This is a genomic window from Nesterenkonia sp., from assembly GCF_029265375.1.
Taxonomy (GTDB): Bacteria; Actinomycetota; Actinomycetes; order Actinomycetales; family Micrococcaceae; genus Nesterenkonia.
In genome coordinates, this window is the sequence record NZ_JAJUJJ010000038.1 from 1 (window position 1) to 12,303 (window position 12,303).

The window sequence follows — 12,303 nt, forward strand, 5'->3', positions numbered from 1 at the left end:
GGCTGCAACGGCCCGCTGGTCATCGAAGACGGAGACCGGCCGCCGCAGATCTTCGCTGACCAGTACGACGACGCCGGCAACTGGCGCGGCCCCTGAGCCATTCCACACCGTCGTCGTCGACCACACTGCCCCACCGCTGATCCGCAGGACTTTTGCAAAGTCCGGTGAGTTGGATGGCGAGTTCAGTGAACGCGTAGCGGACCCCGCGGGCACAACGGGGATCACTGACCGATCCCAAGTCCTGTCGCAGGCAGGGCAGCTCATCGGTGGTGAAGCCCTGGCGAATCGGGCCCCAGCGATACCATGGCAGGTATGGGAACATCCACCATCTCGCTGAAGGAAGCCATTGACCGCGGCGGCTTCTACCCCTCCTTGGTGCATCACACGGTCACCGATGCGCTCGACGGCCGTGAGCCTGAGCATCAGATCGTGCACGTGGACACGCACTTCGACTTGGAGGAGGTGCACCGGCACATCACGGTGCTGGTGCTGGCCGAGGACGTTGTGGTGGTGGCACACCTGGACGACCACGACGCCGAGGAGGAGGACTCCTCACCGCGCGGCAGCTCCGAGGTGGTGGCCCGGATCTCCACCGAAGTGGTGCCGGTCTCGCGCATCCGCTCGCTCATTCTCTCCGAAGTCCACCGGCAGCCGGAGAACTTCCGTCCCGACCGTGGCCTGGCCGAGGTGACCCTGAACCTGAACTGGACCGGGGGCGCACGGTTCGACTCGATGCCGGCCGACTGCGGAAACCCCGAATGCATGGCCGACCACGGGGACACCGGCAGCGTGGTGCCCGAGGACATTACGCTGCGAATCGCCGCCACGGCCGAGGGCGATTCTGCCGTCGATGAGGCCCGCAGCTTCGTCAAGGCTCTGCGGCGAGCCTGTGTGAAGTACGCCCGGTGACAGCCGCACCGCAGGCCCCGGACTTCGACGGCGCCCACCTGCGGCATGTGCTCACCTCGGCGGCGGCCGCGCTGGGACTTGAGGGGTTCACCAATCGCTTAGGGGTGCCGGAGTCGAGCATCTGCGTGGTGATCCTCGCCGACGGGCTCGGGGAGGCGAATCTTGCCGCCCACACCGGGCATGCCCGCCACCTGGGCCGGGCGTGGCGCAGCAGCGCATCGGCAGCCGCGCTGGACACCGGAACCCCCACCACCACCGCCGCCTCGCTGGGCTCACTGGGCACCGGGCTCACCCCGGCGGAGCACGGCCTGGTGGGCTATGACCTCTACGCCGAGCATCTGCAGCGGGTGGTCAATATGCTCGGCCGCTGGGACCCGCAGGTGGATCCCCAGAAGTGGCAGCCGCATCCGAGCGTGCTCACCAGAGCGGAGCAGGCCGGGGCCCGGATGGTCACCATCTCCCGGCCGGGCTTCCGCGACTCGCCCCTGACGGCGGCGGCTCTCTCCGGGGGCGAGTTCTTCGGCGCGAACCGGATCGAGATCCGGTTCGCCCTGTGCGCTGAGGTGATCTCCGAGCACCGCAGCCGCGGCGGAGCGCTGCGGCGCGGACCGGCGCCGCCGCTGCTGGTCTACCTCTATGTGGATGAGCTGGACAAGACCGGCCATTCCAGCGGAGCCGGCTCCGACAAGTGGATCAGCATGCTGGAATCCCTGGACTCCGCCGCCGGGCGCCTGGCGTCCAGCCTGCATCATCAGTACGGGGACCAGGCGGCCGTGCTGCTGACTGCCGATCACGGCATGGTCAATATCAGCCCTGAGCACCGGATCGACCTCAGCGGGCGGGAAGACCTGCTCACCGGCGTGCGGCACACCGGGGGAGAACCGCGGATGCTGCACCTCTACAGCGAGTCCGGCTGCGAATCGGAGGTGGCCGAGGCCTTCCGCTCCGCCTTCGGGGAGGCCGTGTGGGCGGTGACCGGGGATCAGGCGATCGATGCGGGATGGTTCGGCCCCGCGGCTGCCGCCCGCAGCGCCCGAGTCCGTCCGCGCATCGGCGATGTGATCGTCGCCGCAGCCGCTGATATTGCGCTGTTCCACACCGACCGCACCGGCACCGGTCCGCTGCAGATGGTCGGTCAGCACGGCTCGCTGACTGAGGCAGAGCGCCGCGTACCGCTGCTGGAGCTGACCGGCCGCGGCCTGGAAGGCTCGGAGACTCGCGAAGGCACAGGGACCCGCGCTTAGGAATCCTTCGAGCCGAAGAGAATATCGTCCCAGCGCGGCATAGTGGGCCGCCGGGAGGAGGACTTCTTCTTCCGCGGGCGCTGCTGCCGGTCCTGCTGGGTCTCAGGCGGGACCTGTTCGGTGTCCTCGGAGTCGTCGGAGGCCGGGGCCTCGGAGTCGTCGTCGCCGGAATCCTCATAGCTGAAGCCCCAGGCGTCGGTGCCCGAGGTTTCGTCCGCCTTCTCTGAGTCCGGCGCCTCGGCGTCGTCGCCCTCCAGGCCGGGCAGCTGGCCGGTGTGGTCAGTCTTCTGCTCCACGGCCCGCAGATCCGTCATCGGGCGCTGCCCAGACTGCTCGTCGCGGGTCAGCAGAGTGGCCAGCTTGTCATCGCCGGTTTCGTCGCTGCCCAGCCGCTGGCCGCGCCGGGCCCGCAGGATGTCCAGCAGGTCCTCATGGTCGGTCCCGGACTGGCCGGAGGCCTCCGCAGACCGGGCTGAGCTGCGGCTGGGCGCCTGGGCTGGGGGCGTGTGGTCGTCGACGTCGAAGGGCTCCTCCACCGGCGCTAAGCGGCGTCCGCGGGACGAAGCGGGGGCGGCCGGGAGGCTCATCAGCGACTCGGCCCACTTATTGACCGGACGGACAGTCCGCGCGGCGGGGTCGAAGATCCACTCTGCCGGGGGCTGCTGACCGATGGACTCGGACTGGGACGCCGAGCTGGAGACGTCAAAGTCGCAGCTGACCGCCCAGAGTCCGTCCTCCCGCCGCCACGCATCCCAGCTGGCGGAGTCGACGCGCACGCCCATGGCGCGCAGCCGCACAGCCACCATCGCCTCCAGTGTGGCCGCCGAGTCGCCGAAAGCCAGCCGGTGCTGCTCGGCGCTGGAGGCCCGGGCTACGACTGTCTGGCGTGCCCGCGAGGCGTAGAACGCCCGCTCGTCGGCCACCGGTCCGGCGTAGCGCAGCACATGCTCGCGGGAGAGTCCCGATTCGCTGACCACCTGATCCACCGTGGCTCCGGCGCGGACCCTGGCCTGAATGTCACGCGGGGACATCTGGCGAGTCGGCGCCTCAGAATCAGATCCTGCAGCGTTCTGGGCAGCGGAGGCGCGGGCGACGGCTGAGGTGAGCGCCTCGTCGACGGGGAGCGCGTACTCGGCTCCGGCCTCGTCGGAGAGCAGCAGGTGCGGGTTCTCACCCTCGGCCTGAACCCCCACGATCCGCAGATCCTGCATGGACGGCGTCCTCCAGTATGCGTCAGCTGGTGTGTCCTCTCTGGCCACTGTATCGCCTGAGCGGACATCTGCCACTGGGGCCTCAACCCCACCTGGAAGGATGGGCGGTTCAGCCCAGTGAGGAATGGATTTGTCAGCACCGGGCGGATACGACACAATCTGTGCGACCTCAAACATCACCCGCGAGCACCGACGTGGGCCTGACGATGTACGAACCACCATTGGAGCACCTGCTATGGCGACTGACTACGATGCCCCGCGGAAGAATGACGACGACGTCAATGAGGACTCCATCGAGGAGCTGAAGAATCGCTCCACCAATCGTCAGTCTGCCGTTGTTGATGAGGACGAGGCGGAGGCTGCGGAGGGCTTCGAGCTTCCCGGAGCGGACCTCTCCGACGAAGAGCTGCAGATTCGGGTGCTGCCGGCGCAGTCCGACGAGTTCACCTGCGCCTCCTGCTTCCTGGTCCGCCACCGCTCCCAGGTGGCCCGCGAAGAGGGCGGCCAGCTCTTCTGCACCGACTGCGAAGCCTGAGAGCTTCTCGCCTCAGAGTCTGCTCAGTCCTCGCTGACTGAGACCCCGCTGCGATGGATCTCCTCCTGAGAGCCCAGGGCGGCCAGCACCTTCTCAGGCCGACGGGTGGAGAACACCCAATAGGGCGTGGGGTCTGCCGGATCGGTGATCTCGGCAGTGACCACCGGGCCGATCCAGCCCCGGATGCACTGGTAGCTGCGCGCATCGAATCCCGGACCGAGCTGTTCGCGGGCGGCCTGACCGGTGTGGGCCACCACCCGCCCCACCAGCTCCAGCGGGATCCTGGCCCGGCCGGCGCGCAGCTGGTCCCCGGTGATTTCGACCACCGGGGTGGTGGCGACCAGGGCGCCTGTGCACAGCGCCACCCCGATCACCAGAGCGATCAGGCCGTAGGTGACGCTGATGGGGAAGAACGTGGTGGAGAACGAACCGCCGACGATCACCGCGGCCACCCAGAGCCACCATGCCGGCCACAGCTTCTCACGGTAGCGCACATCGGCGCCGCTCAGATCCTGACTGCTCATAGAACTATGGTCGCACGGGCCGCGGCAGCTCTGCGCACCGGACCGGCCGCAGGCACCGGCCCGACTCTGTAGACTCGATGAGGTGAAGCGAATCAATGTCCCGGTCCAGCGGCTGGACCCCGACCTCCCCGTGCCGCGCTACGCCCACCCGGACGATGCAGGCGCGGACCTGCACTCAGCCGAGGACTTCACTCTGGCCCCGGGGGAGCGGCGGCTGGTGCCCACCGGTCTGGCCGTGGCCATCCCGGAAGGATGGGTCGGGCTGGTGCATCCGCGCAGCGGGCTGGCGGTCCGCCACGGCGTGAGCATGGTCAACACCCCAGGCACCATCGACGCCGGCTACCGCGGAGAGCTGAAGGTGCTGCTGATCAATACCGACCCGGCCGAACCGGTGAGCTTCTCCCGCGGGGACCGCATCGCCCAGCTGGTGCTCCAGGAAGTGGCCCAGGCGCAGTTCGTCCCGGTCCAGAAGCTGCCGGAGAGCCTGCGCGGGGAAGGCGGCTTCGGCTCCAGCGGCATCACCACCCACGCGTAGCCGCAGCAGGCAGGCACAGCAGAGAAGAATTCAGCATAGAAGCCCCCAGGCAGACAAGGAGAGGCATGCTCTTCGGACGCAGGAAGAAGAACAAGGACGCCGAGGAGCGTCCGGCGACCATCAAGGAAGCCATGGCCCAGGCGGAGGAACCCGAGGTGGAGATCACCGAGGCGCCCGCCGGCGAGAACTCCGCAGATCCGGTCGAAGCCTCCGCAGCCGCAGAGGAGGCCGCCGACCAGGCCCCCGCCCCGAGCAGCCAGCAGGCCGAGACCCCGCAGACCACTGAGCTGGGATCCGGACCCAAGGACGTCAGCGAGATCGCCTCTACCAAGGGGTACCTCGATTTCGGCGCGATTCTGGTGCCCGCGGCCAAGGACCAGAAGGTGCGCCTGGACATCGACCAGAAGACCAAGCGCGTGGTGTCGCTGACCATCGGAGTCGGCCATGCCAGCATCCAGCTGCAGGCATTCTCGGCTCCGAAGTCCGGCGGCATCTGGGAGGATGTGCGCCGTCAGATCGAATCCTCCGTGGTGAAGCAGAAGGGCCGGGTGAAGCAGGTCGAGGGGCGATTCGGCCAGGAGCTGCACGCCAGGGTGCCGACTGTGCTGAAGGACGGCAGGCAGGGTTGGCGCGCCGCTCGGTTCATCGGCCACGAGGGCAACCGGTGGTTCCTGCGCGGCGTCATCGGCGGCCGCGGGGCCATCGACCGCAGTGCGGCAGAGGGCGTCGAAGACCTCTTCTCCCGCATCGTGGTGGTGCGCGGGGATGAGCCGCTGCCGCCTCGAGAGCTGCTGCGGCTGCGGCCGCCGGCCGGAGCCAAGCGAGTTGTGGTGCCGCGGAAGGCCCAGGGCGGCGGAACCGCGGCCGGCACCAACGGGATGCCGCAGGCGCGGAAGCCGGACACGTCCCAGTAGTCATGCCGAACAGCAGCCCCGACCAGGTCGGACACCAGATCTCCTCGGCCGCTGCCCAGCGGCTGAGCACCCGGGACGACGGCTCCCTGGATGTGCACGCCTCAGTGGGCGGATGGCGTGGACTGGCCGAAGCGGCTCTGCCCTCGGCCGGCTTCCTGGTCACCTACCTGATCACTGAGGACCTCACAGCAGCGATCCTCCTGGCGCTGGGGACCGGCCTGATCTTCACCGTGCTGCGCCTCATTCAGCGCGGCAGCCTGCTGCAGTCGGTGTCCGGACTGATCGGTGTGGCGATCTGCGCCGCCTTCGCACATTTCTCCGGAGACGCCCGCGGCTACTACCAGCCGGGATTCTTCGTCAATGCCGCATACCTGGCCGTCTTCGCCGTCTCAGTGGCGGTGAAATGGCCCTTTATGGGCATTCTGTTCGGTCTGATCCGCGGTGAGGGCCTCCACTGGCGCCATGATGACGCTCGCCGGCGCGGCTATGCAGCGGCGACCTGGATTGTCGCGGCGGTTCTGGCCGCCCGCCTTCTGGTTCAGGTGCCGCTGTACCTCGCCGATGAGGTGGCAGCCCTGGGTGTGACCCGCATTGTGATGGGGGTCCCGCTCTATGCGCTGGCGCTGTGGCTGGGGTGGATGATCACCCGCCCGCAGCCGGCGGAGAACCCCAGCGAGCACCAGGTATGAGTGCACCGCGCGTGGTGACGCTGACCGTGGGGCCGATGTCCCACGGCGGGCACTGCGTGGCCCGGCACCAGGGACGCGTCGTCTTCGTCCGGCACGCCATCCCTGGGGAGACTGTGCGGGCGGTGGTGACTGAGGGGGACAGCTCCTCGAAGTTCTGGCGCGCCGATGCGGTGGACGTGCTTCAGGCCTCCGACCATCGGCGGCGCCACCCGTGGAAGCAGGCGGACGCGCTGCGCGCCTATGACCACCATCAGGTGCCGGTGGGCGGGGCCGACTACGGCCACATCAGCGACCTGCACCAGCGGCGGCTGAAGTCCCACGTCTTCCGGGACACCATGGCCCGCATCGGCGGCATCGACCTGGCCGAGCTGGACCTGCCCAGCGCCGGCGCTGACGGCGAGCTGCACATGTCAGCACTGCCGGAGACCTCCGCCAGCGGCCTGCACTGGCGCACCCGGGTCAGCTTCGCCGTCGCCGGCGGCTCCCTGGCTATGAAGCCCTATCGCTCGCACGATCTCATCCCGCTTCGTTCGATGCCCTTGGCTGTGGAGGCGGTCGGCCGGTCGCATCTGTTCTCCTGGGACTTCGCCGGCGCCGAGAGCGTCGACGTCGTCGCTCCCGGCGGCAGCGCGCCGGTGGCGCTGGTGGTGCGGGCCCCCCAGGACACCGGCGGCTCCCTGGCCGAACGGCTGACCGCTCAGGCCCGGGAGGACCCTTCAGTGGGAAGCATTCTGCTGGCTCGCGTCAAGAGCCCGGCCGGTCAGCGTTCCGCCGGCCGCCGCCGGCGCTATCACCAGCTGAGGCCCGTACAGGTGGACTATCAGGTGCTCACCGGGGAACGCACCGTGACCGAACCGCTGCCCGTGCCCGCCGGGGAGGCGGTGCAGCTGCCGCCGGAGGGGTTCTGGCAGATTCACCGGGGTGCGCCGAAAGCACTGGTGAGCGCCGTCGATTCGATGGCCCGCCTGGCATCCGGCGGGACCGCCGTGGACCTCTACGCCGGGGCGGGACTGTTCACCGCCTGGGCGGCGCACACGGTGGGGGCCAGCGGCCAGGTGCTCTCGGTGGAGGCGGCCGAAGCGACCAGCGCCGCCGCGGCGCAGCTGTTTCAGAACCATCCGCAGGTGGAGGTGGTCCACGCCCCTGCCGAGCGCATCGCTGACCGGCTGGAGAGCGCGGATGTGGTGATCCTGGACCCGCCCCGGGCCGGCGCCGACAACCGCGTGCTCACCGGCATCGCCTCCAGCAGGCCGGGGCAGATCCTCTATGTCTCCTGTGATCCGGCCTCCTTCGCCCGGGACGCCAAGGTGCTTGCTGAGCTGGGCTGGCAGCTGGCGGACCTGCAGCTGCTGGACCTCTATCCCAATACCCACCACATGGAATCAGTTGCTCGCTTTGAGCGGAACTGACCACACCCTGCCTCCCCGGCGCTGACCAGGTGCGTATGAGTAGGATGGAGGGCGGATAACAAGGCCCTGGGTCCCACCCAAGATCCGAGGCCGTGTCAGTGCATACAGACAAGGAGTCGAAGCGTGAGTACAGTGGACAGCTTCGGAGCAAAGGGCGTTCTCAACGTCAACGGCGCGGACTATGAGATCTACCGCCTGAACACGGTTGAGGGCTATGAGACCCTCCCGTACAGCCTGAAAGTGCTGCTGGAGAACCTGCTGCGCACCGAAGACGGTGCCAATGTCACCGCCGAGCACATCAAGGCTCTGGGCAGCTGGGACGAGACCGCAGATCCCACCACGGAGATCCAGTTCACCCCGGGCCGGGTGCTGATGCAGGACTTCACCGGTGTGCCGTGTGTGGTGGACCTGGCCACGATGCGTGAAGCCGTCGCCGAGCTGGGGGGCGACCCCAACCGGATCAACCCGCTGGCGCCGGCTGAAATGGTCATCGACCACTCGGTGCAGATCGACGCCTTCGGATCCCACGAGGCGATCGAGCGCAATATGGACATCGAGTACCAGCGCAACGGTGAGCGCTACCAGTTCCTGCGCTGGGGCCAGACCGCCTTCGAGAACTTCAAGGTGGTGCCCCCGGGCATGGGCATCGTCCACCAGGTCAATATCGAGTCTCTGGCTCGGGTGGTGATGACCCGCGAGAGCGACGGTGCTCTGCAGGCCTACCCCGACACCTGTGTGGGCACCGACTCCCACACCACCATGGAGAACGGCCTGGGCGTGCTGGGCTGGGGCGTGGGCGGCATCGAGGCCGAGGCCGCCATGCTGGGCCAGCCGATCTCCATGCTGATCCCGCGCGTGGTCGGCTTCAAGCTCACCGGCGAGATTCCCGCCGGCGCGACCGCTACCGACGTGGTGCTGACCATCACGCAGATGCTGCGTGAGCACGGAGTGGTCGGCAAGTTCGTAGAGTTCTACGGCGAGGGCGTGGCCGAGGTGCCGCTGGCCAACCGCGCCACCATCGGCAATATGAGCCCGGAGTTCGGCTCCACCGCGGCCATGTTCCCGATCGATGAGGTGACCATCGACTATATGCGCCTGACCGGCCGCACCGAGGAGCAGATCGCTCTGGTGGAGGCCTATGCCAAGGAGCAGGGCATGTGGCACGACCCCTCGCGCGAACTGCGCTTCTCCGAGCACCTGGAGCTGGACCTCTCCACCGTGGTCCCCTCCATCTCTGGACCCAAGCGCCCGCAGGACCGGATCGAGCTCACCGATGCGAAGGAGCAGTTCCGCAAGGACATCCACAACTACGTCTCCGAGACTGAGAAGGCCCTGGGAGTGGAGAACTCGGTCAACGGCAATGTGGACGAATCGGTCGCGGAGACCTTCCCCGCATCTGACGCCCCGACCCCCAGCGGCCAGGGCCAGTCCGACCGTGACAAGCCGCGGCCGATGGACTCCGACGCCGAGCCTGCCGACGGCCGGCCCTCCCACCCGGTGCCGGTGACGATGCCCGATGGCAGGGAGTTCACCCTGGACCACGGGGCCGTCTCCATCGCCTCGATCACCTCCTGCACCAACACGTCCAACCCGAACGTGATGCTCGCCGCCGGTGTGCTGGCGCGCAATGCGGTGGAGAAGGGACTGGTGCAGAAGCCGTGGGTGAAGACCTCCATCGCCCCGGGCTCCAAAGTGGTGACCGACTACTACGAGAAGTCCGGTCTGATCGAGTACCTGGAGAAGATCGGCTTCTACGTGGTCGGCTACGGCTGCACCACCTGCATCGGCAACTCCGGCCCCCTGGAGGAAGAGATCTCCAAGACCATCCAGGAGGAAGATCTGGCGGTGACCTCGGTGCTTTCGGGCAACCGGAACTTCGAGGGCCGCATCAACCCGGATGTGAAGATGAACTATCTGGCCTCGCCGCCGCTGGTGGTGGCCTACGCGCTGGCCGGAACCATGGACTTCGACTTCGAGAATGATCCGCTGGGTCAGGACTCCGAGGGCAACGACGTCTACCTGCGGGACATCTGGCCGGACCCCACCGAGGTGCAGCAGATCATCGATGAGTCCATCGACACCAGCATGTACACCTCCAAGTACGGGTCGATCTTCGACGGCGACCACCGCTGGCAGTCCCTGGACACCCCCGAAGGGGAGACCTTCACCTGGGACGAGAACTCCACCTATGTGCGCAAGGCCCCCTACTTCGACGGCATGACGCTCGAGCCCGAGCCGGTGACCGATATCGAAGGCGCCCGGGTGCTGCTGAAGCTGGGAGACTCGGTCACCACCGATCACATCTCTCCGGCCGGCTCCTTCAAGTCCGACACCCCCGCAGGGAAGTACCTGCTGGAGAACGGGGTGGAGCGCAAGGACTTCAACTCCTACGGCTCCCGCCGCGGCAACCACGAGGTGATGATCCGGGGCACCTTCGCCAATATTCGGATCAAGAACCAGCTGCTGGCCGATGAGAACGACGGCAAGGGCGTTGAGGGCGGCTTCACCCGGGACTTCACCCAGGAGGGCGCTCCGCAGGCCTACGTCTACGATGCGGCGATGAACTACCAGAAGGCCGGCACCCCGCTGGTGGTGCTCGGCGGCAAGGAGTACGGATCCGGCTCCTCCCGCGACTGGGCCGCTAAGGGCACCCGTCTTCTGGGTGTGCGCGCGGTGATTGCCGAGTCCTTCGAGCGGATCCACCGCTCCAACCTCATCGGCATGGGTGTGCTGCCGCTGCAGTTCCCCGAGGGCGAGTCGGCCGAGACCCTGGGTCTGACCGGCTTCGAGACCTTCAGCATCTCCGGGATCACCGCGCTCAATGACGGTGAGACCCCGAAGACAGTGAAGGTCACCGCGGAGAAGGAGGACGGCGAGACTGTCGAATTCGACGCTGTGGTGCGGATCGACACTCCCGGCGAGGCCAACTACTACCGCAACGGAGGCATTCTGCAGTACGTCCTCCGCCAACTTGCCGATAGTTGATCTGATCGGCTCGGATACGAGGCGATCTAGCACCTGACACGTCCGGTGTGTCTCGGTTCAGCATCTCATAAATGCGCCCCGTCAGGCTTCTGCCTGACGGGGCGTGTGTGTGACCATGCCGCACGAGGCCTTGGCTCCCGTGGCGCGAACCAGTTCCAATAAGCCAGCCGGTCTGAGATGCTGTTGCGGGACGACTAGAGTGCACACAGTCAACTCGGGAGTAAAGCGCGCTGACCGAGCGATCCATTGAAACGCGCTTTCGGCGAGAATGACCTGCAGATCGATGCGCGGACGATTTCCTCCGTCGCTTGAGCCGAAGCGTTGCCGGCCCTGGTTGAGCAGCCGACTATCTGCATGTTCGTAGTTATGCGCGGCAAACAAGGTCCACGGTGTGGCCCTGCGATTGAAGCTGATGTCTGAATCGCCTATCCTAGGTCATGTAATGCCCCGGTGACTATTCGAACTTCAAGGCTCGGACTCCCGGGGCAACAGTCTTTTTCGGGTTATTGGCCAAAATGTGTGTATGGCCCGGGCGTGTCACGGCCTGCCGGCCCAGCCTTTGCGGGTCCAGAGGCCTTCTTCGGCTATAGCTGAGGTGCCGTAGGCCTCAGGGCCTATCTGTTCTTCTTCCACCGGCTTGTGCTGGGACTGCCTCGCCGCTTCGCGCTGCTGTCGCTGCACCAGCTTCCACGGGTCGTGGGGGGTGCTCGGTGAGGTTGTTGAGCAGCCAGTCCACGGCTTTGCGTGCGTGATGGTCGGGCATGCCTCGGTGATGGCGCAGCAGGTGTTTGATCGCGTTGTTGGGCTCGCCTTCTAGCCTGGAGGTGGCCCGTTCCACCGTCCTGACGCCTTCGCTGGTGTAGTGCTGGTCGAGGTAGGTGAACAGGGACTTGTCCCGGATCAGCTGCCGGTAGAGTCCCTGGACTCGGCGCAGTCGGATGTGGGTGTACCACCAGTTCTGGTTCGGCTTAGCCCAGGATGGCCGTTCCACGCCTTTCTTGGCGTAGGTGCGCTGCTTGAGGAACTTCTCCCACTTCGCTTCCCAGGAGCCGTAGGCGCCCATCCACGCTGCGGCGGCATCGAGGTCCTGGACCCGCATGAGTTCCCTGGTCAGAGCCAGGATCTCCTTACCTGCCTCCAGTCGTGGATTCAGGGTGGTGTGCCTCACCACGGCGGCGCGGATGTGGAAGTAGCAGCGTTGGATCCGGGTGCGGCGCCACTGCTGATCCAGAGCCGCCCGCAGCCCGGCCCCGCCGTCGGTGACCACCACATCCGGGGCGGGGAGCTGGCGGAACAGTGCTGCCCAGGCGGCTTTGGACTCGCGGTCGCACCACTGCCAGCCGATCAC

At 67.2% G+C, this 12,303-nt stretch carries 11 protein-coding genes; 8 read left to right on the forward strand and 3 right to left on the reverse strand.

Annotated elements, in window-relative coordinates; genetic code table 11:
• Positions 1-312: 312 nt before the first annotated feature.
• Together Q1K09_RS12200 and Q1K09_RS12205 are read left to right on the forward strand one after the other, a co-directional pair.
• Positions 313-909: a DUF5998 family protein gene (locus tag Q1K09_RS12200; protein WP_300345705.1), complete on the forward strand. Its 597-nt coding sequence runs from the start codon at positions 313-315 to the stop codon at positions 907-909.
• Positions 906-2,153: an alkaline phosphatase family protein gene (locus tag Q1K09_RS12205; protein WP_300345706.1), complete on the forward strand. Its 1,248-nt coding sequence runs from the start codon at positions 906-908 to the stop codon at positions 2,151-2,153. Before Q1K09_RS12200 ends, Q1K09_RS12205 begins: the two co-directional genes overlap by 4 nt.
• Here Q1K09_RS12205 and sepH read toward each other — a convergent pair.
• Complete coding sequence (gene sepH, locus Q1K09_RS12210) at positions 2,150-3,364, reverse strand: septation protein SepH (RefSeq protein WP_300345707.1); 1,215 nt, start codon at positions 3,362-3,364, stop codon at positions 2,150-2,152. The two genes, Q1K09_RS12205 and sepH, sit on opposite strands and share 4 nt — an antisense overlap.
• A gap of 235 nt (positions 3,365-3,599) precedes the next feature.
• Between sepH and Q1K09_RS12215 the strand changes: the two genes are divergently transcribed.
• The gene (locus Q1K09_RS12215) at positions 3,600-3,899 is read left to right on the forward strand and encodes a DUF4193 domain-containing protein (RefSeq protein ID WP_300345708.1); all 300 of its coding nucleotides are present in this window, start codon (positions 3,600-3,602) and stop codon (positions 3,897-3,899) included.
• Between the two features lie 23 nt (positions 3,900-3,922).
• Here Q1K09_RS12215 and Q1K09_RS12220 read toward each other — a convergent pair whose 3' ends face one another.
• On the reverse strand, positions 3,923-4,423 hold the full coding sequence (locus tag Q1K09_RS12220; protein WP_300345709.1) for a DUF3093 domain-containing protein: 501 nt from the start codon (positions 4,421-4,423) through the stop codon (positions 3,923-3,925).
• A gap of 82 nt (positions 4,424-4,505) precedes the next feature.
• On the opposite strand from Q1K09_RS12220, the gene dut reads away from it, so the two are divergent.
• The 5 genes from dut (at position 4,506) to Q1K09_RS12245 (ending at position 10,955) form a co-directional block, all read left to right on the forward strand.
• Complete coding sequence (gene dut, locus Q1K09_RS12225; protein ID WP_300345710.1) at positions 4,506-4,958, forward strand: dUTP diphosphatase; 453 nt, start codon at positions 4,506-4,508, stop codon at positions 4,956-4,958.
• 65 nt (positions 4,959-5,023) lie between these two features.
• Positions 5,024-5,872 (forward strand): DUF3710 domain-containing protein, encoded by an 849-nt coding sequence (locus Q1K09_RS12230; RefSeq protein ID WP_300345711.1) that lies wholly within the window; start codon positions 5,024-5,026, stop codon positions 5,870-5,872.
• Between the two features lie 2 nt (positions 5,873-5,874).
• Positions 5,875-6,561, forward strand: coding sequence for a DUF3159 domain-containing protein (locus tag Q1K09_RS12235; RefSeq protein ID WP_300345712.1), 687 nt, complete (start codon positions 5,875-5,877; stop codon positions 6,559-6,561).
• A complete protein-coding gene (locus tag Q1K09_RS12240; protein WP_300345714.1) occupies positions 6,558-7,970 on the forward strand; it encodes a TRAM domain-containing protein in 1,413 nt (470 codons plus the stop codon). The genes Q1K09_RS12235 and Q1K09_RS12240 overlap by 4 nt, the downstream gene beginning before the upstream one ends.
• A 123-nt stretch (positions 7,971-8,093) precedes the next feature.
• Positions 8,094-10,955: an aconitate hydratase gene (locus tag Q1K09_RS12245; RefSeq protein WP_300345716.1), complete on the forward strand. Its 2,862-nt coding sequence runs from the start codon at positions 8,094-8,096 to the stop codon at positions 10,953-10,955.
• 607 nt (positions 10,956-11,562) lie between these two features.
• Here the strand turns inward: Q1K09_RS12245 and Q1K09_RS12250 are convergent.
• Positions 11,563-12,303 (reverse strand): transposase (locus tag Q1K09_RS12250; RefSeq protein ID WP_300345718.1); only part of this gene is annotated, 741 nt, incomplete at its 5' end.

Bases quoted from the DNA above. Each gene is read 5' to 3' on its own strand.
- Q1K09_RS12200 (WP_300345705.1), top strand. From the start codon at position 313: ATGGGAACATCCACCATCTCGCTGAAGGAAGCCATTGACCGCGGCGGC.
- sepH (WP_300345707.1), bottom strand. From the start codon at position 3,364: ATGCAGGATCTGCGGATCGTGGGGGTTCAGGCCGAGGGTGAGAACCCG.
- Q1K09_RS12215 (WP_300345708.1), top strand. From the start codon at position 3,600: ATGGCGACTGACTACGATGCCCCGCGGAAGAATGACGACGACGTCAAT.
- Q1K09_RS12220 (WP_300345709.1), bottom strand. From the start codon at position 4,423: ATGAGCAGTCAGGATCTGAGCGGCGCCGATGTGCGCTACCGTGAGAAG.
- Q1K09_RS12230 (WP_300345711.1), top strand. From the start codon at position 5,024: ATGCTCTTCGGACGCAGGAAGAAGAACAAGGACGCCGAGGAGCGTCCG.
- Q1K09_RS12235 (WP_300345712.1), top strand. From the start codon at position 5,875: ATGCCGAACAGCAGCCCCGACCAGGTCGGACACCAGATCTCCTCGGCC.
- Q1K09_RS12240 (WP_300345714.1), top strand. From the start codon at position 6,558: ATGAGTGCACCGCGCGTGGTGACGCTGACCGTGGGGCCGATGTCCCAC.